The sequence below is a fragment of the Shewanella sp. genome (assembly GCF_013214165.1).
In the GTDB taxonomy this organism is placed as follows: Bacteria; Pseudomonadota; Gammaproteobacteria; order Enterobacterales; family Shewanellaceae; genus Shewanella.
The window spans coordinates 1-20598 of the sequence record NZ_JABSSM010000073.1 but is presented as its reverse complement, the minus strand read 5'-3'; the positions used below and the strand labels follow the sequence as shown (position 1 = coordinate 20598).

The window sequence follows — 20598 nt, the reverse complement described above, 5'->3', positions numbered from 1 at the left end:
TCGTCACTAGAGAACGGCTGAAAAGCGCCTCACAGAACGCGGCAAGCCGCTGCCAGAACGGGCTACGCCCTACAGAGCGCAGCAAGCTGCTGCTAGGAAAAGATTTTGCTCTTGTCTCGTAGCCAACTCGTTGGCGTTCTCTGAGTGAGCCCGCGAACGTTCCGTAGCCAAGCTGCTAGGACGTGACTTCGTCACTAGAGAACGGCTGAAAAGCGCCTCACAGAACGCAGCAAGCTGCTGCCAGAACGGGCTGCGCCCTACAGAGCGCAGCAAGCTGCTGCTAGGAAAAGATTTTGCTCTTGTCTCGTAGCCAACTCGTTGGCGTTCTCTGAGTGAGCCCGCGAACGTTCCGTAGCCAACGTGTTGGCGTCCTCTGAGTAAGCCCGCGAACGTTCCGTAGCCAAGCTGCTAGGACGTGACTTCGTCACTAGAGAACGGCTGAAAAGCGCCTCACAGAACGCGGCAAGCCGCTGCCAGAACGGGCTACGCCCTACAGAGCGCAGCAAGCTGCTGCTAGGAAAAGATTTTGCTCTTGTCTCGTAGCCAACGTGTTGGCGTTCTAGCAGTGAGCTTGCGAACGCTCTAGCAGCGAAGCGCCCTAGCAGCCAACTCGTTGGCGTCCTCTGAGTGAGCCCGCGAACGTTCCGTAGCCAACTTGTTGGCGTTCTCTGAGTGAGTGTAAATCCTTTTACAAGGCCAGTTCGTCATCCATGACTCTCGTTCATGAGCTAATGGCTTCACCATATTCACCCCGCGAACGCTCTAGCAGCGTCCTCGACACACCTTTAAAAATGATATGACGTTTTTAGCACACCGCCGATGGCATCATCGCTGCCGACCATGCCAGTAAAGTCCAGAGAGAAGACTCGACCAAATTCGAAACCTGTACCTAGAGAATAGATATTTTCCGTGTTGTCTTTCATGTCATAACGATAACCTAAACGCAGTGCAAACCAATCCGTGGCCTTCAATTCTCCGCCAACGCGCCAATACTGAGTAGCGCCAATTTCCTCGAAGCGTTTATAAGCGTTAAGATCGATATCAGATGTTAAGACAATACTCTCCCAATCATAGGCGATGCCAGCAGTAAATTGTGGCTCGAGACGATAGGTAAATTTACGGCCTTGGGCTTCTACTGTCTCCACATCTTGGCTGATAAGATCACGACCTGACAGCCCCAGGACCAAACCTTCGACTGGCTCCATGGCAATGCCAACATCCAAGTTAAATGTGCTCTCGTCGTTGCTGTACTTGGAATAATCAAAATCACTGGCTTCGTAGTTATTGGCACTAACCACATAGTGATAAGTATCTATCCGCTGAAACTTAGACGATATCCCAACGGCTATGGGCATATTGACGATTGAAAGTGGAAAGCTCAGGGTCACGCCTAAATCAGAAACCACGCCAGCAACCACAGTCCCTTGTGGATCTAAGTCAGCCAACCCCGGAGGATTATCGGGATCTAACGCATTGAGACTATCTATATCAGACTGGGCAATGGCATCGCTGCGAGCCTCATAGTATTGCTGCCCTGCGATAGCCATCGACGGGGAGAGTATCAGTGCACAGCTGAGTACAAGTTTGAGCATTTTCATCCTTTCAGCCCTTATCTTTATCTTTATCTTTATCTTTATCTTTATCTTTATCTTTATTTTCTGATGTTCGTTACGTTTCTTGCTACTAGATAAAGTTCAGCTTAGCGATCTGAATAATTCTCATGGAAATAAGTAGCGAGACATAAAAACAGTCGAATTTAAAGATAGTCCAACATTCAGAATTGTGTATGGTAAAGGTTCATAAAAACCAAGGCTGATACAGGGAATATATTGGCAAGAGGATATGGGGGGCTTTACCGCACCTGAGACCCATGCTTTGCGTTCGAGCAGCCAGACGCCAACAACTTCAAGCGCATATATCCTCTGATTTAGCCTACTAGCTAGCGATTCCATTTCATGAATCTTAACTAGCCAATAGATATTAATACCCATTTAGATACAGTTCAGCTCAGTTTATGGTCAACTTGTCCCATTCAAATGTTTCAAATAGCCATAATGGCTCCCTGAGAGCCTAAAATGCAGGTGTAATAATTGGCACTAAAATTGTATTCATATCTCGTAGAAATCAGGATTTTCTCTTCTCACGGCAAGCTATATGACATGCAAAAGCACATTTATTAACAGATGTGATCGATACTCGGGTGAGCTCAGCGGAGCCTTCGCCGACTTAGGTACGTTTCTACCACTCGTTTTAGGCCTTATCACCCTTAACCATTTCTCCCCTCAGGGGATCTTTATGGGCTTTGGGCTGTTTGCACTCTTTACCGCTTTTTACTACAGGCGTCCTATTCCGGTACAGCCAATGAAAGTGATCGCCGCCTTGGTTATCGCCCAAGGTCTGACGCCTGGCATGCTGCAAGCCAGCGCCATGATGATGGGCGCCATACTCCTGCTACTCGCTTTTAGCGGTGCGATTAACTGGATGGCGAAACAACTTTCTCCCGCTATCAGTATCGGTATACAGCTCGCCATAGGTTTACAACTTATCTGGATGGGCGGACAGATGATGGGTGAAACCTGGTTGATTGGTATCAGCGCTTTCGCCGCTCTGTTTGTCAGCCGCTTCCTACCTATGCGTTATCTGGCAATGCCTCTGGTGCTAGCATCGGGCATGTTATGGCAGTTCACGAGTGGCATGGCACCTAGCTTTAATTTAAGCATAGACACTCATTGGCAGCTAAGCTGGCCTAGCATTCACGAGTGGAGCTCGGCCGCGGGTCTGCTGGTCCTGCCCCAACTCGCACTCACCCTGAGCAACGCGGTGATCGCCACCTCGGCCATGGCGAAAGAGAAGTTTCCAGCGGATACCGTCGAAGGCAAAGAAAACTTCACCCCGAAGCGCTTAGCCACCAGCTCAGGCTTGATGAACCTCATCCTCGCGCCCTTCGGAGCCACCGCCATGTGTCACGGCGCCGGTGGCTTAGCCGTTCAGCACCACTTCGGCGCAAGAACCTGGATAGCCCCTACGATATTTGGCAGTACTTGCCTGCTCATCGCCCTCACTTGGGGAGAAGGGAGCGCCGCTATGTTATCGCTGATCCCATTAGCCTTACTGGGCAGCCTACTCGCCATTGCGGGTCTACAACTCGCCTGGTCGAAGCGGTTTATCGATGGCAGACCCTTGTGTATTTTAGTGATTATCTCGACCGCCGCCATCTGCCTACTAGTGAATACCGCCGCAGGATTAGCAACCGGGGTTGCCTTAGAGGCGGCTCGTCGACAATGGCAATGGGTCTCAGATTTGAGACATTAGCAGGCTCATTGACAACGACACCTTTATTCTTTGTCAATGAGTAAGCTTTAAGTATCTTTTAGATGAATTTCATTTAGCGGGATTGGTCCATACGTTACTTAGGTACTAAGCGGAAAAGATTCTATTAAAAATTTGATATAAATTAAATCGATAATAACCTGAAAGTTAATTCGATTACTTGGGGTCTTTATGACTAGCCTGTTCAATCGGGCTAATAATAAAGACCCGGACGATGAAAAGCATCTTGAAGTGATTTGGGTATAAATAAAATACACAAGAGGAATTAACAATGAAAGCATTTACAGGTGCAGCTATGGCTGTAATGGTTGCTGGTTTAGTCGGTTGTAATAGTACTGAACCGACACCAACATCAAAGATTTCGAATATCGGCGCAACAACGGATCTAGTACATTGTTACGATGTTAATGTTTGCGGCGGCCATAATGACTGTAAAACAGCCACTAACGCCTGCTCAGGTCAAGCATCTTGTAAAGGGACTGGCTTTGTTGCTATGCCATCAAAAGCATGTGGTGATGTTGGCGGGAAAGTGACAGATAAATGGGTTGGTGAAGTCGCTAAAACAGATCTGGTTCATTGTAATGACGTAAACATTTGTGGTGGACATAATGATTGCAAAACGGCAAGCAATGCATGTAATGGCCACGCATCATGTAAAGGTACAGGTTTTGTCTCTATGCCAGCTAAGGCATGTGGTGATATCGGTGGCTCTGTAGACGGCTGATACTAAGATAATGCCAGTAATCAAGCTAATGATTCACTGGCATCATATTATTAATATTAAAAAGTAGTGGTTATGCAAGAATATTTAGGTTTTGGGTTAGGGCTGAGAAGCACACATTTTGAAGAAATTATTAACACCAAACCAGCGATAGATTGGTTTGAAATAATCTCTGAAAACTACATGGTCGATGGAGGAAAACCTTGGTATTACCTTGAAAAAATCCGGGCAGATTATCCTATTGTAATGCATGGTGTCTCCATGTCTATTGGCAGTGTAGAGCCATTAAATTTTCAATATCTAGATGCATTGAAAGAGCTCGCCAATAAGGTTGAACCCAAATGGCTCTCAGATCATTTATGTTTTACTTCAGTGGGTAACATAAATAGTCATGATTTATTGCCTTTGCCATATACAGAAGAAACCTTGCAGTATTTAACCTCAAGAATAACACAAGTGCAAGAATATTTAGGTCGTGAAATGATATTTGAAAATGTATCTAGCTACCTTATTTATAAAGAATCTCAAATGCCAGAATGGACATTTTTGGCTGAACTGACAAAAAGGACAGGTTGTCAATTTTTAATGGATGTGAACAATGTTTATGTTAGTGCCAGAAATCATAGTTTTGACCCTATGACCTATTTAAATGCCATTCCACAGTCGAGCATAAAACAAATACATTTAGCTGGACATCAAGATTTCGGTACCCATGTAATCGATACTCATGATGAAGACATTCCCAATCCAGTGTGGGATTTATTTCGTCAGTATGCCAAAACTCTTGGTCCTACTAGCACTATGATTGAGCGAGATGGCAATATCCCGCCTCTTGAAAGCTTATTAAATGAATTAGCTTTTGCTAGAGCGCAAGTCTCTGACATTTGGTTTCAACAGGACGGGTTAATACATGACTGATTTGGCAAAAATTCAACAACAATTTATGCATCTATTGCAGAATAAACCAAATGATTTTATAAGTCATGTAGCGGACCAAGGTCAGCTTAATGCACATGACCGCCTCAGTATTTATCGCAGCGCTTATAAAATAAGATTAACCCAAGTAATTGAACAAGATCATGAACAGCTAGGTAAGTATCTTGGAGATGATTTATTCGATGAAATGGTTACTGGTTATTTAAGGTCTTACCCATCGGTTAATAATTCATTAAGGGAGTTCAGTGCCAACCTGCCCATTTTTCTATCTGAAACTTTACCTTTTAAACAACATGAAATTTTAGCTGACATAGCAAAATTTGAACGTTTATTATTAATGGCTTTCGATGCTAAAGACGATATAACATTAACGACAGAAGAATTAGAACACGTAAAAGACACAGACTGGCCTTCATTAGTGTTAAATTTACATGGAAGTATACAATTAGTTAAATTTAACACTTCAGCAGTAGAATCATTTCAGGCACTTAAAAATGATTCTACTCCACCAATCCCAAGGGTAGATAAGACACGCCATTGGATTATATGGCGTACTCCAGACAGAATGACTGAATATAAGGCCATAGAAAAAGAAGAGTTTAACCTGTTGAATTTAATGGAAGAAAAACAAAATTTCAGCGTACTTTGTCAAAGTTTGATTAAAAAACATAACCCTGAACGTATTGCATCGCTATTAATTAATTATATTAATACTTGGTTATCACAAGGATTAATAATTAGATTTTAATTATTTACACTCCTGAATTTCAATCTAGGACAACGAGTGAATTCAGAGGTATCTGAAGTATTTACCATTTTGGTGGTTCGACCTATCCATAAAGAGTGGCTACTTAGGCCATACCAGCTAAGGTCACAGCCTCGATAATCCTTGGTTTACACGATCTTCGAATAAGCTATTTTAACTTTCTAGACCTGTTAAGCATCATCATCCAAGTGACGTATCCGTAGAGAACCCCCATTAATGGGAAGGAAATCAATGACGTTGTTAAGCCTTCAAAGAAGCCATTTTCACTCGTAAGTGACATGATCAACTGCACAATAAATGCTGTCGTCACTCCCCAAGCCAGCACGCCTCTCAGTAGGATAAATCGCACTATCCCTCTATCAATAATCTCTTGATTACTACCCATCATCCATCCTTGTTTTCGACACTATAGGCCGTCATGACACCTAAGTGTGTTGTTTATTCTTGGGACCTAAGAACTTTTTACCTCTTTCTTTGTCGTAAGTGACACTGGGGTCTAGGTGATTATTTTACATTGTGAATATGTATCAGCGAATAAGCAAATATCAGCGAGTTTTTATTACATCACTATCAATGATAGTCATTGGTTGTACAAGTTCTGTAACAGAAACAGTTGAAAATCAAGAAAACCATGAACTCGTGGTACTCGCTCATGGTTTAGGCCGAAGTGACGTATCCATGTGGAAACTGAGTCAGAGGTTAGAAGATGCGGGCTATCTTGTTTGCGCCCTTAACTATGACACTATTGGACAAGATGTAGACGCCGTATTAGACATGACGACTGAGCAGATTGACCTGTGTATTGCTCACGCGCCAAAGGTACATTTTGTGGGACATTCATTAGGGGGCTTAGTCATTCGTTCATATTTACAACGCAATGATACCTTAGTTAACAACAGCCATTTCGGTGAAGTGGTTTTTATGGGTACACCGAATAAGGGCAGTGAACTGGCGGATCACTTTAGCGACTCATGGTTAATGGGGATTGGAGGGGAAATTAGCCAAGTATTAGTGACTGGTGAAACTAGCTTAGGCAATCAACTCGAGGCCCCTAGCTATAATGTCGGTATTATAGCTGGAACAAAGACGAGTTTCTTAACCAATAATCTGTTCAGCGGCCCCAATGATGGCTTAGTCTCTGTGGACTCAACGAAATTAGATACCATGAGTGACTTTGTTGCTATTGATGTTGGCCATTCCAGCATGCGATTCAACAGTGAGGTGGCTCATCAAACCATACATTATCTTAAACACGGCACCTTTGCCCATGAGCCTCTAGATCCCCAGCTGTCAGACTAAATCCTCTATGAAAACGGTATGTTCGCTGATCTGGGGCGGAAAGCGTGATATGTGCATATGAAAATGCCAAATCAAACATGGACCTGGTTTGATTTAGCAGAGTCCACAGGGATGACTCTTATAAAATCAACAACCGGCGTCTCGCAGAACTTTCTCGAAGCAGAGAGTGCACATACCCCGCTGGGAAGCGATAGGTTACCAAGAAGGGTCGACCTTCAAAAAATTTACCAATACCCACTCAGCCAAAAGCTAAAGCAAAAAATGTAATCAAGCTTCATTCGAAGAATAACCAAAACGACTGGATCCCCGCCCACAAGCATCGCGGGAAAGACAAGTAATGAATTACGCGAATCACGAGTATAGAATTGCTATCCATATAGAGGTTCAACAAATAAATAACCTGCTTTGATAAACTTCAGTATAGATGCGGCTATGAGCTTCCTTGACCCGTGAGCTGAGACGGTTCGAATCCAAGCCCCCTGCGACAGCTTGTCGCAGTTTGGCTATTAGCCTTTGTCATCCACTCACTTGACTGACACAATCCGCCGCGAACCAAGATGGTCACATAAAACCACAACCTCTATACACTAAGACGACTACTATGACCTTGCGCTTATCAATTATTTCACTGTCGATTTTTTCTGCTTTATGTTCTTCTTGCCACGCTTTCGCCGATGACGCCGGCTTCGAAGTTATCCAAGTCACCGGTCATCACCAAGGCAGTTACAGTTCAGTTTCGGCCGATGGGGTATCAGCTAGGGCCGATATTAGCGGCCTACTGGAAAAACTCCCCGGCGCCGCCGTCAATGGCAATGGCCCGCTTACAGGCATAGCCCAGTACCGCGGACTCTATGGCGATAGGGTCAACACCCAAGTCAATGGCGTGACCTTAGCGAGCGCAGGTCCAAATGCCATGGATACGCCTCTTAGTTATGCCAGTTTAGTCAACAGCGAACGTCTTGAGATGACGCGAGGCATAGCGCCGGTGTCAGCCGGAACCGACACCATAGGCGGCAGCCTCAAGGTCCTAGAATCTCAAGCCAGTTTCGATGACATCAGCGGTAAAGTCGCGGCGCACTATCAGGATAATGGTCAGCGGGGTCATCTAGGCACTAAGGCCAATATCGGCAATCAAGCTCACGCCCTACTGGTTTATGGCGACATACTCAAGGGTAATGACAACGCCCGCTCAGGTAATGGCAGTGAGATCTCGCCGACACGATACGACAAGCAGATGCTGGGCGGTCAGTACCGCTTCAACTTGGCAGCATCTGGCGCAGACAATGAGTCTGTAGCCATCGCCTATCAGCATGTTAAAACCACTGGCGCCGGCACTCCGGCTCTGCCTATGGACATCGACTTTATCCGTAGCGACAGGGTCAAGCTCGAAGGCGTACACGCTATCTCTCGCTGGGAGCTGAACTGGCACTTGGCCTACAGCGATGCGACACATGGCATGGATAACTTCAGCCAGCGCATGAAGATGCCAACCATGAATGCCAGATATAATAGCGCCGATAGCACCAGCTTCGACGGTCAAGTATCGATAGGCAGAGACGCCTGGTTATTCGGGGTCGATACTCAGCTTAGCGAGCATAATTCAGTGATCACAGATCCGACCATGGCCATGTTCCATGTGGATAACTTCAATGGTGTGCAGGATGATACCTACAGTGCTTTTGCTCAGTGGCAGCAAGATATCGGCCAGTGGAACTGGCAATTGGGCGCACGAGTCAAACACTACCGCACCGATGCCGATGAGGTTGAGCACACTATGGCCGGCGGCATGCCTGCGATTAAGATGTTGATGGACAGATATAACCAGGCCGACCGCTCACAATCTCAAACGGGTGTCGATCTGGTCCTTAACGGTCGCTATCGAGTGAACAGTGAACTGAGCTGGATCTTAGGCTTGGCCCAAAAACAAGCCAGCGCCAGCTATCAACAGAGATACCTCTGGGTGCCGATGCAATCAACCGGAGGCCTAGCCGATGGCCGCACCTATGTCGGTCAGATGGATCTGGATTTAGAGACAGCCTATCAAGCCGAAGTGGGCCTTGATTACGCCAGTGGCGACGTTAGCATCAGTCCGCGTGTATTCTTACACAGGATAGACAATTATATTCAAGGCATTGCAGCGAGTGATCCAGCGGTGATCATGGCGGCGAAAATGATGGCTGATGACAATCCTATGCAGTTTGCCAATGTCGATGCCCAGCTGTTTGGCATAGATCTGACCGCGACTTATCAAGTTAGCGACAGCTGGAGTCTGGATATGAATGCCAGCTATGTCAGTGGCGAGCGTCGCGATATCGACGATAGCCTCTATCGCATCTCACCACCTAAGGTCATGCTTGGACTAAATTACCAGGATGGCAATTGGCTGGGGAGAGTCGAAGGCTTGGGCGTCAGCGCCCAGAGCAAGGTATCAGAGACACAATTTGAACAGACCACCTCAGGTTATGGCTTGATGAATCTGTCCCTCGCCTACGATGCAGATATCTGGATGCTCAAGGCTGGAGTAGATAACCTGTTCGATACCGAATATGACGATCACCTCGCCGGTTATAACCGGGTCATGGGGGGGGATTTGATGCCGAGCGAACGCATGCCAGGTACGGGCATAAATGCGTGGCTGACAGGAGAATACAGATTTTAAGAGACTAGCGCCTATACACTTTTTTACTTTAGGGGTTTCCACTGCACTTTCCCTCCCCGAGCGACTCCCTTTTAACCAGGGAATGTCCTCGGGGATTTTTTATAGGGAAAACACAGCAGACAAACCGGCTTAAATCGATACGGGTTTTTTCAATAATTTTCGCTGCAAAGTACGCCTATGCATTCCCAGCAGTCTCGCCGTGGCCGAGACATTGCCCTTGTTGGCAATGAGCACCTGCTGAATATGCTCCCACTCCAATCGCTTAGGATTAAGAGGCTGTTCATCGACAGGAGCCATTTGCCCCTTGTCTTGGCTCGAGTTCAATGCATTAAGTAAGGTCTGGGTATCGACGGGTTTTGCCAGATAATTGTCAGCCCCCATACGAATGGCCTCGACCGCAGTCGCGATACTGGCATAGCCCGTTAACAGTACCATCAACACCTTAGGCAGGTGCAGCCTCAAAGGCTCAATCAGAGTGAGGCCATTGTCCTCCGCTAGTTTCATATCCAAGAGAATATGACTGGGTTGAAACTGTCTGGCCAGCAACAGACCTTGGGTTGCATCATGGGCTTGCTGACACTCAAATCCATGTCGAGTGAGGCGTCTGGCGAGCACACTGGCAAAGGCCAGGTCGTCCTCTATGATCAATAACTTGTTTATGTCTGTCACTTCCATTCCTACATATATTCCAACATAGCCTGCTGATATAAAAAAGACTAACGCTCGAGTAGGGGCAAGCTGACTTCTGCCACCGCGCCACCGTCTTGATGAGAACCTAAAATCAAGGTTCCCCCAAGCCGCTCGAAGCTGGCATGGCTTAACATTAGCGCCATGCCCATGCCTGAAGGACTGTCTATTAACTTATGTCCCAACTGAGAAACTAACCCCTTAGGGATCCCATCGCCGTAGTCTCGAACCCTGATCCTTAGGTTTAGGCTGTGGGGCTCAAGCGCAAACTCGATCCTGACTCTTTGTTCTGTGGTTTTTTCTTCGCTGGCTCGAGAGGCATTTTCTACCAAGGATAGTAGCGCGGGTAACAGGCTAGTATCGGTTTGGATATGTGTGCCTCGAACCTGAGTATCGACATGCAACTCAAGTTTAAGTTGCGGCATCAACAAGGTCAGTTGCTGCCTAAGCAGGGCAATAAGTAAGCTCACCTGAGATTCAACTTGTCTCTGCTCTCTGATGGACTCGGTAGCCAGTCTCAGATCGGTTAAGGTGCGTTCGCATCTCAACAGGGCAACTTCCATCTCTGCTACGGCCTGATTGCCAGGCTCCAACTCCTCCGCGACCTCATCGACCAGTAAACGCAAGCTAGACAAGGGCGTCGCGAGTTGATGAGCCATCTGGGCAGATGCTGTGCCTAGTGCTAATAACTTCTCTTGCCTAAGCTGAGCCTCTCGCATATAGGCCAGTTCGGCATCTTGCCTGCGCATGCGTTTAGCGATAAAAGCCACACTGGTGGTCAGCACTAAGGATGAAATAACAAAGTTAAACCACATGCCCAAATAGTGAGAACTCATATCCATTCCATGGTGCTGCATCTGGCTATCAGGCACGGCATATAACATCAGGCTATAGGCGAGTGTCGAGATTAAGGTCAGCGTCCAGGGAGCCCAACGAGGCAAGATCACCGCCGCTATGGCTATGGGTAATAACAGCAGAGAAATAAATGCATTGGTGGCGCCACCGGAGAAATAAAGCCAGGTGATCCAGAACGCGGTATCGAGCAGCAAGGCGAAAAATAACCCTGAGTCCTTCGACATCAAGGGCTGCCTGATTACGAATGTGGCACTCAGGTATGCGGCCTCCAACAACAAGGCATAATTCAACGCCTGGCTGAAGATCGACAAGCCAAAGGTCTCGGCGGCAAAAAACGTCAGCCCTAGCTTAAGCACGAATCCTAAGAAACGCAGGAAGGCTAACTGATCCGAAGATTTTAAATTTGGCACTAGACGCTTAAACATGACCCACCTTAGATGCCGATACTTGCATATCAGCAATTGAAATCGCCATAAAAATCGCGCTAACCGAGTCTCAAACCAATGGCCGATAGCGCGGGTGTGGACGCCTCCAAGGCATCGAGTACCCCAGAGCGGAAATCGACTTGTGATGTGACCCCCAACAGGGCCAGGCGTTCGCAACTTAAGCTGCAATCTTTAGGACGCTTGGCGCTATCTGTGGGCTCAGCAACCGGGGTTAGATGTTGGCTGCTCTGCCCGAGTAGCTCACCTAAAACAAGCAGCATCTGGTACTTGCTCATGGTCTCTTTGCCACTGAAGTGATAGATACCAGACAGATCTTTCTTAGCCAGCCGTAGCGCGATCATCTTCTCGATAGCCAGGGCAATATCTTGTGTCGACGTGGGGCTGCGCACCGCCCAATGATCCACCTCCTGAGCCTGCTTATCCAGCAACTGGTTAAGCAAGACTAAGATGGCAGACTCAGAAACTTGCTCGACCCGACCATAGAGGATAGGCAGCCTTAATACGGCAAAGTCCTTAGCGGTTTCCAACAATGCTTGCTCACCCAGCCATTTAGATTCACCGTAAAAGTTGACCGGATTGGGCTGGTCTGACTCGGCATAATTGGGCTCAGTGCCATCGAACACATAATCGGTAGAAATATAGATAACCCAGGCACCTTGCTTGCTTGCCGACTCGGCCAATGCCTTGGTCGCCCCTAAGTTCAGCGCCAAGGCCGCTGCTGGGTCTTGCTCGGACACATCCGGACGACGCTCGGCGGCGCAGTGTACGATCACCTCGGGTCGATGCTGGGCAATAAACTCATCGACGTCTGCGGCCTGGGTGAGATCTAACTTGTATATACCAGCTTGAGCCCGGCTGAAACCTGTGGCGATAACTTGGTGTACCTGGCTTGCCTCAATGCGCTCCTTGACCGCCCTGCCCAGTAAACCTGTCGCGCCCGTTATCATTATTTTAGCCATCTTATCCCCATGCCTGATCTTGAATGTTACCGATTGGTTAGTGTAATGACTTTCACCCACCCTGCACATGGCTTAGGGCAAAAAAAACGATGACCCCGAGGGGGATCAGCGTTTCTTGACTCACTCATACCAACTGCTGGACTAGTAGTTAATTTGATAGCCTAAGGTAAAGGTCGTACCTTGAGCGTTATAACTGTCCTTGAAGGCGTATTCACGCACCGAACTTTCGAGCGAATCTAAGCTAAGACCGTTCGGCAGGTCGATATTGCCATACAAGCTACCGCTGCCCATCTGAGCATAAACCGGACGGTAAACCTTATCCAACAGGTTCTTTATGCCTAAGGTAAACTGACCGAAATCGCTGCGATAAAAGACGGTCAGATCCACAGTAGCATAGCTCTCGGTCGGCGCATTGTAATACCCATAGCCTTCGAAGCTTCCCAACATACCATTTTGCGGCAATGGCAAGTCAACTTGTGAACCCGCGTCTCTGGAGCCAACGTAGGTCACCTGTAACAGGCCACCGAACTCATCGTTAACATTTACATCCAGATAAGCCGTCGCCTTAAGCGGGCTAATACGGGCATGGTTCATGTCTACCCAACCCTTGGTCGGATGGCGATATTCGCCCTCTATATAGCTAAAGGTGCCGCCTAGAGTGAAGGTATCATCGAAGGCGTATGAGGAGATCAGTTCCACCCCGTACGTCTTCTCATCACGGCTCACGACGGCATCGATCGCATCGGGATTGAAAGTCTTAGATTGATCATAGGTAAAACTAGGACCCATCGAAGCGAGTGTGCCATAGATGATTTGGTCGATAATATCGACATAGCTTTGTGCCCGCTCGGCTCGAGTATAAAACAGGCCGAGATCGAAGCTTAAGTCGTCAAACTGGCCGCGATAGCCTAAATCGAAGTTATTCGCCTCGGTGGGCATCATGGCATCATCGTATTGCTCGACACTGGCCACATTGATAGAGCGTAATCGACGCAGATCTCCCAGGCCATATCCTTGAGAAAATGAAGCGTACACCTCTGTGGTATCAAATTTATATACACCACCAAGATTAAACACAGGCTTACTGTAACTTAAGCTGCCACCTTGGATCGTTTCTCCGCTAAATGGGGTGATGCCGTATCGACCCGTCGCCTGATAATCGGGCACATCGAGATCGAAGTTTTCGTAACGTACACCTAGCTGCAGCATGAGATCGCCTTGATTGAACTGGTACTCGGCGAAGGGGGCAAGGTTAGTCTGTTCAACATTACAAATTTCACACACGCCTTTCGAGCTTATCTGCCTGGTCTTATCTAGTTGGTAATCTATGCCATAGGTCAATACATCGGACTCTCGGGGTAGTTTCAAAGGCTGAGCCGCGATGCGCAGGGCCTGCTTCTTCGACTGGGTCAGCACCCTATTAGCCTGGGTGTTCTCACTCTCTGTAGCACTGAGTTCGATATTAAGCTTATGGCCAGCTATAGAGGGTGAGTCATAGGTGAATTGGGCATATTTATTCTCGCTATAGGGTGCCTCTCCTTCGAAGGGCATAGACATGTCGACCACCACAGTTTCATCGAACACTGTTTTACGGGCGAAACTCAGCTGATTTTCTAGCTTACGTGTGTGTAGGTTCAGCGACATATCCGAGCCATCATCGAAGCCATAGCCAAACTTGAGCAAGGCATCGAGATCTTTCAACTCCCCCTGACCACCGCGTCCGGCAGGATCCGAAGGGATCTGAGTGCCATCACCATCAAATAAGGTGCCTGAGTCACGCCAGTTTATCTGGGCCAGGTAGCTAAAATTCTCCTGGGTACCGGAGATCCTCTGGCTGAGGTGATAACCCAGAGAGTCTGAGTTATGCACTGAGCCATCGACTTTAACCTGACTCCAGAAGGCAATGCTATCTTCGCTGGCGCTGTGGGTGATGAGGTTGATGACTCCGGCTGATTCACCGTTGCCATAGACGGAACTCGCGCCTTGGATCACCTCAATGCGGGCAATATTATTGATGGATATAGAGGAGAGCACTCGACTCGTGTCTCTGAGGGTATTGGACATCACTATGCCGTCAATCATCACGATGGACTTGCGACCACGAAATCCTTGGTAGGTGCTGGACATCATCTGAGTCTCGGCGCCATAGCTTGGTACTAGGTTTGCTAACAGAGCCGAGAGGTCGGCACTCACACTCGCCTGGGCCTGAATCGCCTCCAGGCTGATGATCTGTACCATGCCAGGTAGCGATGATACAGGGGTTTCGAATGGTTTAGCCGTCACTTGGATGACTTCTATTTCACTTTCAGCTGCCCAGACAGAAAATCCGATTTGCGACAGGGCGATAGCGGCCGTTAAAGGAGCCAACTTAAACTTTAACACGTTATAATTCCTAATTATTATATGATTTTTGAGGTGTGAATTGAGATAAATTTTGAGCAACTGGGTCCTGCTGGCCCCAATCGATCATCGACTCTTCCTGAGAAAGGTCGAAATGAGATCGGCCCAACACATCATTGATGATGGTGGCACTCCGCCACGCCGCCAAGCTGAGTTGAGGCTCTAAGATCCCATGGCTATGGATCCCGGCATTGACCGCATAGACCTTGTTCGTCTGCGGACCACTCCAGGCAACCGAGAACTCACGGTTAAGGTTAAACTGGCCATCTTGATCAATATCCAGTAGGTGTTTTATCGGCTCGAGATACTCGGGGACACGAGACTCATAGCCGGTACATAAGATCATTTCATCCACGTCCAGATGTTCGTCCTGGCGGGTAATACCGTTACTCAAGATCAGGGAAAATCTTTCGCCCGTTCGCTTCACATCAGTCAAGGTTCTATGGGGGCGCAGACACCATTGTTCACCGGCTCCCTTGCCCTGGGCCTTGATAAACCTTTCCTGATACAGGTGCTGATAGATCGCGTTCAAACAAGCCTTGGTGATGCCATCACTGGATAACTTTTGGTGCCTCACTTCCTGCCGCTTAACCCCTTCATTGAGGCCGTAGAACACTTCGCCATAACCTGGGGTAAAATATTGATCGGTAAAAACGCCTTCATCCAGAGCCTGGAAATTAGGTCTTCTGGAGATCCAGATCACGCGTGTAGGCTCCCCCCATTGACGCTGCAACAGGTTAAGAAAAACATCCCCTCTGTTCCCAAGATCGATAATGAGGTCTGCGGCGAATAACTCGGCAATGTCTTCACGCTCACGCAGCACAGGAACTTGCCAAGGATGCATAGGCAGTAGCTGAAAACCCTGGGGAAGAGGGTCAAACTCCAGGCCCAGATCTTCGGTTATTGCCCCTATCGTCTCCTGTACATCTGACTGATAAACATCGCCCTGCCATGCGCTATGATGTACAGCAAACCAATGAAGACCAAAGCTCTGGCCACTCTCTGGCGCGTAACGAATATCTTCACCGCTAAATTCACTGCGACTCTTAGGGGCCGGGTGCATATTATGCCCCGCCAACAGAGCCTGCTCGGCCTCGATAAAGTTCAGCTTACCGCTATAGAGATGAGCGAGATCGGCTGCTCTTAAGGATATGGCACTAGCCGTGTTGGCCGCACTCTGCATCACACGCTCATAAAACAAGTGTCTAGCCGATGCAGATACCGAACCCAAGATCGCTTCTTCATCTAAAATCAACTTGAGTGCCTGCTGGAAGGTCAGCTCACCCTCTTGTAGATCTCGGCCTTCCAGTTGACGATACCGAATGGGGAAGATGAACTTGTGCGGGCCACAAACCGAAAAATGGGCATAGGAGAGCAGTAATATCTGGCCACTATTTGGCAAGGCCATGGAGATCTGCTTAAGCTCGGCATCTTGAGTCCAACCAGTAAACTCTTTCAATAACCCATTGAAGAAACATTGAGCAGCAAGATCGACTCGCATACCCTCAGTATAAGAAAACATCCTTTTAACATCCGTATCTGATTTAGCATTTAACCGGTTGCGAATAATAATAACTATGATTATCATGTCAACAAATTTTACATTGGCGTAGTCTGAAATGGAAAAGCATCCCTGGCCTCTATTCCTATCCGCACCGCTCTTAGGGATCTGTCAGAGTGTTTTACTTGTCTATACCCCAATCTTCTTGGCGAAGACCTCACTTCCCCTAGCCACATTGGCTCTATTGATGAGTTTTGGGTCGGCACTGTTCCTGTTCAGCACGCCTATGTGGGCGAAAACATCATTGAGGTGGGGTTATCGAAGGGTGTTGATGACAGGTGTTTTTGGCTTAACGAGCAGTTTTTCATTACTCTATTTAGCTGTGTGGGGAACGAGTCAGCAGCAGTGGTCGCTGCTATGGGTCACCTTAGTCGTACTCGTCGCCAGACTCATTTACGGCATGATGGCATCGGCCATAGTACCGACTTGTCAGGCCTGGATCACCGAACACAATGACGTTAAACTGGACGCGAAAAATACGCTTAATAAGCTAGCCGAACTATCCACGGTTATGGCCATAGGCCGACTCTTAGCTCCCTTGCTGGCTCTGCTGCTCATCTGGATAGACTGGAGATCTCCATTGCTTTTCTTGGTGTTTTTTCCACTTACCTGTCTACTTTGTATCGCTAAGTTCACCACTTCACATCGAAAGTACACTGAAGAGCAGGGCGTTAAGTCAGCCCCACTAGCAGCCGACACAAACGTTGACAATGCCCATGAAACGGCACTGATGGCGGAGGGGTCTCGATTAAACAGCAAGCTTAGATCCAGCTTACTGCTAAGCATCACACTCATCTGTATCAGCCATAGTACGGTCATTTACCTGCTCACCCCCATGGCCCTGCAATGGTTAGCATTGGATGATGAATCGGCCAGTCAATTTTTATCTCTGTTAATGACCCTGGCGGCTCTGGCTATGGTGCTCTGCCATGGTTTCAGCTCACGAATAAAAATAGTAAACCACTTCAACATGATGCTGTTAGCTAATGCCATGCTTGTCCTGTCGCTGGCATCCATGCTGCTCGCATCTGGGTATATCTTACTCATTGCTATTCCTCTGCTCAGCGGGGCCTTCGCCATCTTGCAATTACAGATCACTAGCCTGATGTGCAACTTGGCCGACAAGAGCCGCAAAGCCATAGCAACGGGACTCGTAGCTAAATTCCAAACTCTGGGTTACGTATTCGGTGCAGGCCTATTATGGCTGACCCATTCCGATATTGAGAGCACTCTGCTCGTGCTCTGCGTGTTAGCCCTAGCTCAAGTCACTAGCCTGTTCAGCTGGCAATATCAAATCCAACAAGCGAATAAACATCCACTAATAACCGCCAACGAGTTTAAGCCTCAGGATCGATCATCGAATATCTAGCTTATTTAATAATGACGGATAGCCCCAGCCATTCTCTCCCGGTATCACCTGCTCTCCGGTCAGGTACTCATACAAGGTCGGCGCCAAAGAACCATTCTCTTCTATCTTGAGCGTGCTGGCATTGGACCCTATCGGCGTACCCCAGAAGCCGATGAAGGCATCCTTCTCAGGGAAGTCCTCTCCGGCATGACGACCTGGCACCTTAGTGTTGTAGCCTATGCCAGCCTTGGGAAACAGGTTAATCGTACCTGCATGGGCTTCATCGTATAGCCTGGCTATCTGATTCACCGAATCGGGGCGGAGAGTGAAACGAGTCAGGTCGCGCCACTGCTGAACCGTACACCATGAATTGACATCATCGGCGTTCGCCTGGGTAAGACATAAGTTTTTTAACTCCGAAAAGTGCTCAATCTCGGCTTGAGAGGGAATTGGTCGATACGGATTTAATTCCTGAGTATCCAGTAATCTAGCGGGCTTGCCCGTTAAGCTGGTATAGAGCAGCTTATCTCCCCTACGCTCCACCAGCTCATCGAGCCGAACGCCATCACGATGGCCAATTAAACGCACCTGACAGCCAGAAAAATTGCATTGACGCTCCCTCAGCACCATATAATCCAGAGACTCAGACAGGCTATTGGCCGTCTCTGTGACTATGTCCAAAGTATCCGTTACTTGTGCTGCGTTAATGGGTAACCAGTGGATCAAATCCTGATAAACAGGTTGTGCTTCCCAGCCCGATTTAGCGTTGAAGAAGTCCATCATCATGTTGCCTCCCGCAGTGGAAGCCACAACCACATCTAAGCCTTTGTTACTCGTGTAATTAAGGGCATTGGTGATTTTCGGTCCTTCGCCCTCATCGGAAGATATTTTCTTTACCAACAGGGGATAACCCAGCTCATGAGACAAGTTATCAAATATTTGCCTCTCGGGATTCAACGCATAAAAAATCGGAGTCAGACCATGATCTCCCGCCATCCCCCACAAGGTTTGATCGTAGATCCCCGCATCTTTATAGGCCTGTTCTGTCTGGCCTAGCCAAAAATCCAGTCGGTTTAGCTCCCCCGTCGGCATGATAATCTCATCACTGAAAGGGCCGGTGAAATGAGCGAAGTGATCCGGCCAAGGATTATAGATCAAGGTGTGATCTGGCATCCCTCGGCCATCAAGTTTGGCAAGCTTCGAGATGGCCAGCTCAATCTTCCACTTCTTGGTTAATTTAGTGAATACATCGAGGAAGAAGATACCTTGATAACCGCGAATATCCTCAATGATCTCGGCTCGAAGCTCCTTAAGTTTCACCTCGACCTTAGCCCGCTCCTGCAACTCTCTGATACAGCGCTTCTCGCCATAATCTCGCTGGGCCTCGCCGAAACCTAGATTGACTAAGCCATCGTAGCTAGTATGTGCATTCCAATCATATTGGCCATTACAGTTGAGCGTGATCAAATAAGCTAAACGATCGAACATGGTTCTCACCCCATGACTCTCCATGAGGCGATCCAGTTGCAGGGCATCGTTGCCGAAGAAGTAATAGGCCCGATCTTGTTGGCGATCGACGAAATGGAAGTTGGGGATCCCCGTCCCTCCCTCGCCGGAGACCTTGGCCCCGGTCTTGATGATCGGCAGATTACGCACACTGATTGTCGGCGTTGAAGAGATGCCTACCTGAGTAATAGAGCTAGGGTTATCCCGATATAGGCGTTTGAAGAAGGGCAGATAGTGTTGATCCTGGTATTCGCCCTCGGCGAGTCCAGCCATAAATTTAATCTGCTGCTCATGGTCTGGCTGTATAGTCGCCTCTGCCTTAGGTTTAACATCGGCTCCTTGCAGATGCATCTGATACGCGCGGTGAATGAATGGCTTAGACTGATCCACTAGGCCTTCAACCAGGCTTTGTTGCAGGCCATCGACGGTCACCTGTACCGTATATCGACGCTGCTGCTGCGATGCTAAAAAACCAATCAAGACATCACTATTGTCATCGAAGGTATCTTGCATCCAGGCATTTAATGCCTGCTCACGCTGCTGTTTAAACACAAACTGACGATAAGCCTTGAGCACATTTAAGCGCACAAAGTCAATCAGAGTGATGGTTAACGCCTGAGCCTTATTATTCACCTTGCCCCTATTCTGCGGCTTGTCGTCTTCTATGATGGCCAATACCGAGTCTTGCATCTCACCTGCATCCATGCCAGTCACAGCCTGAGACATGATCCCTATGATAATAGGCTGTATCTTATCGACTAAGTGTAAATCGGCCGGATTCAGAGTGAGGTAGGTATACCTAGCCGGCACAGCATCCATATCCTGCCACATACCGATATCGACCAGGGCATCATATATGATGACCATGGATGCGATAAACTGACGGTCGGCTTTTATGCCCTGGGATTGGCTATTGCCCTGTTTAGCCGATTCTTGTTTAGTGAGGCTTTGGTCAGCCGAAGAGGAGCTTTCCTCCTTGACTCTATCTGCTGTCTTAACTTTTGTCGGCTCTGTACCAAAATGGTAGAGACTATGCTCGAACTGTTTCAGCTGTTCTTCGTCATAGACGCTAGCCAAATGCAGCTTAAATTCATCTTCACTACTCAGGCCGGTATATCTGTCGTA

Annotated in this window: 15 protein-coding genes; 7 read left to right on the top strand and 8 right to left on the bottom strand. The window is 47.8% G+C overall.

Annotation, left to right across the window (positions count from 1 at the left end):
• Positions 1-785: 785 nt before the first annotated feature.
• Positions 786-1598, bottom strand: a complete 813-nt coding sequence (traF, locus tag HRU42_RS16815; protein WP_295032672.1) for a conjugal transfer protein TraF — start codon at positions 1596-1598, stop codon at positions 786-788.
• Between the two features lie 556 nt (positions 1599-2154).
• Here traF and HRU42_RS16810 point away from each other — a divergent pair.
• From HRU42_RS16810 to HRU42_RS16795, 4 genes are all read left to right on the top strand, one after another.
• A complete protein-coding gene (locus HRU42_RS16810; protein ID WP_295032670.1) occupies positions 2155-3312 on the top strand; it encodes a putative sulfate/molybdate transporter in 1158 nt (385 codons plus the stop codon).
• A 289-nt stretch (positions 3313-3601) separates the two neighbouring features.
• The gene (locus HRU42_RS16805) at positions 3602-4054 is read left to right on the top strand and encodes a hypothetical protein (protein WP_295032669.1); all 453 of its coding nucleotides are present in this window, start codon (positions 3602-3604) and stop codon (positions 4052-4054) included.
• Positions 4055-4126: 72 nt separating this feature from the next.
• Positions 4127-4969 carry a DUF692 domain-containing protein gene (locus HRU42_RS16800; RefSeq protein ID WP_295032668.1) on the top strand — a complete coding sequence of 281 codons (843 nt, stop codon included), beginning with the start codon at positions 4127-4129 and terminating at the stop codon, positions 4967-4969.
• A complete protein-coding gene (locus tag HRU42_RS16795) occupies positions 4962-5735 on the top strand; it encodes a DNA-binding domain-containing protein (protein WP_295032666.1) in 774 nt (257 codons plus the stop codon). The genes HRU42_RS16800 and HRU42_RS16795 overlap by 8 nt, the downstream gene beginning before the upstream one ends.
• A 166-nt stretch (positions 5736-5901) precedes the next feature.
• Here HRU42_RS16795 and HRU42_RS16790 read toward each other — a convergent pair whose 3' ends face one another.
• Positions 5902-6138 (bottom strand): hypothetical protein, encoded by a 237-nt coding sequence (locus HRU42_RS16790; RefSeq protein WP_295032665.1) that lies wholly within the window; start codon positions 6136-6138, stop codon positions 5902-5904.
• Positions 6139-6326: 188 nt separating this feature from the next.
• Between HRU42_RS16790 and HRU42_RS16785 the strand changes: the two genes are divergently transcribed.
• Positions 6327-7052, top strand: a complete 726-nt coding sequence (locus HRU42_RS16785) for an alpha/beta fold hydrolase (RefSeq protein WP_295032664.1) — start codon at positions 6327-6329, stop codon at positions 7050-7052.
• Between the two features lie 601 nt (positions 7053-7653).
• A complete protein-coding gene (locus tag HRU42_RS16780) occupies positions 7654-9711 on the top strand; it encodes a TonB-dependent receptor (protein WP_295032662.1) in 2058 nt (685 codons plus the stop codon).
• A 129-nt stretch (positions 9712-9840) separates the two neighbouring features.
• Here HRU42_RS16780 and HRU42_RS16775 read toward each other — a convergent pair whose 3' ends face one another.
• The 5 genes from HRU42_RS16775 to HRU42_RS16755 all read right to left on the bottom strand — a co-directional run bounded on the left by HRU42_RS16775 (position 9841) and on the right by HRU42_RS16755 (position 16580).
• Positions 9841-10371, bottom strand: a complete 531-nt coding sequence (locus HRU42_RS16775) for a response regulator (protein ID WP_295032674.1) — start codon at positions 10369-10371, stop codon at positions 9841-9843.
• Positions 10372-10427: 56 nt separating this feature from the next.
• The gene (locus tag HRU42_RS16770) at positions 10428-11678 is read right to left on the bottom strand and encodes a sensor histidine kinase KdpD (protein WP_295032660.1); all 1251 of its coding nucleotides are present in this window, start codon (positions 11676-11678) and stop codon (positions 10428-10430) included.
• Positions 11679-11737: 59 nt separating this feature from the next.
• On the bottom strand, positions 11738-12658 hold the full coding sequence (locus HRU42_RS16765; protein WP_295032658.1) for an SDR family oxidoreductase: 921 nt from the start codon (positions 12656-12658) through the stop codon (positions 11738-11740).
• Between the two features lie 141 nt (positions 12659-12799).
• Complete coding sequence (locus HRU42_RS16760) at positions 12800-15040, bottom strand: TonB-dependent receptor (protein WP_295032656.1); 2241 nt, start codon at positions 15038-15040, stop codon at positions 12800-12802.
• Between the two features lie 10 nt (positions 15041-15050).
• The gene (locus tag HRU42_RS16755; protein WP_295032654.1) at positions 15051-16580 is read right to left on the bottom strand and encodes an IucA/IucC family protein; all 1530 of its coding nucleotides are present in this window, start codon (positions 16578-16580) and stop codon (positions 15051-15053) included.
• Between the two features lie 97 nt (positions 16581-16677).
• Here HRU42_RS16755 and HRU42_RS16750 point away from each other — a divergent pair, with 97 nt between their 5' ends.
• On the top strand, positions 16678-17988 hold the full coding sequence (locus tag HRU42_RS16750; protein WP_295032653.1) for an MFS transporter: 1311 nt from the start codon (positions 16678-16680) through the stop codon (positions 17986-17988).
• Here the strand turns inward: HRU42_RS16750 and HRU42_RS16745 are convergent.
• Positions 17974-20598: alkaline phosphatase family protein (locus HRU42_RS16745; RefSeq protein WP_295032651.1), on the bottom strand; the 2625-nt coding region annotated here is incomplete at its 5' end. The two genes, HRU42_RS16750 and HRU42_RS16745, sit on opposite strands and share 15 nt — an antisense overlap.

What these genes read in the sequence shown, in the direction of transcription:
- traF (WP_295032672.1), bottom strand. Translation starts at nt 1,598, where the DNA reads ATGAAAATGCTCAAACTTGTACTCAGCTGTGCACTGATACTCTCCCCG.
- HRU42_RS16810 (WP_295032670.1), top strand. Translation starts at nt 2,155, where the DNA reads ATGACATGCAAAAGCACATTTATTAACAGATGTGATCGATACTCGGGT.
- HRU42_RS16805 (WP_295032669.1), top strand. Translation starts at nt 3,602, where the DNA reads ATGAAAGCATTTACAGGTGCAGCTATGGCTGTAATGGTTGCTGGTTTA.
- HRU42_RS16800 (WP_295032668.1), top strand. Translation starts at nt 4,127, where the DNA reads ATGCAAGAATATTTAGGTTTTGGGTTAGGGCTGAGAAGCACACATTTT.
- HRU42_RS16795 (WP_295032666.1), top strand. Translation starts at nt 4,962, where the DNA reads ATGACTGATTTGGCAAAAATTCAACAACAATTTATGCATCTATTGCAG.
- HRU42_RS16790 (WP_295032665.1), bottom strand. Translation starts at nt 6,138, where the DNA reads ATGGGTAGTAATCAAGAGATTATTGATAGAGGGATAGTGCGATTTATC.
- HRU42_RS16785 (WP_295032664.1), top strand. Translation starts at nt 6,327, where the DNA reads ATGATAGTCATTGGTTGTACAAGTTCTGTAACAGAAACAGTTGAAAAT.
- HRU42_RS16780 (WP_295032662.1), top strand. Translation starts at nt 7,654, where the DNA reads ATGACCTTGCGCTTATCAATTATTTCACTGTCGATTTTTTCTGCTTTA.
- HRU42_RS16770 (WP_295032660.1), bottom strand. Translation starts at nt 11,678, where the DNA reads ATGTTTAAGCGTCTAGTGCCAAATTTAAAATCTTCGGATCAGTTAGCC.
- HRU42_RS16765 (WP_295032658.1), bottom strand. Translation starts at nt 12,658, where the DNA reads ATGGCTAAAATAATGATAACGGGCGCGACAGGTTTACTGGGCAGGGCG.
- HRU42_RS16755 (WP_295032654.1), bottom strand. Translation starts at nt 16,580, where the DNA reads ATGTTTTCTTATACTGAGGGTATGCGAGTCGATCTTGCTGCTCAATGT.
- HRU42_RS16750 (WP_295032653.1), top strand. Translation starts at nt 16,678, where the DNA reads ATGGAAAAGCATCCCTGGCCTCTATTCCTATCCGCACCGCTCTTAGGG.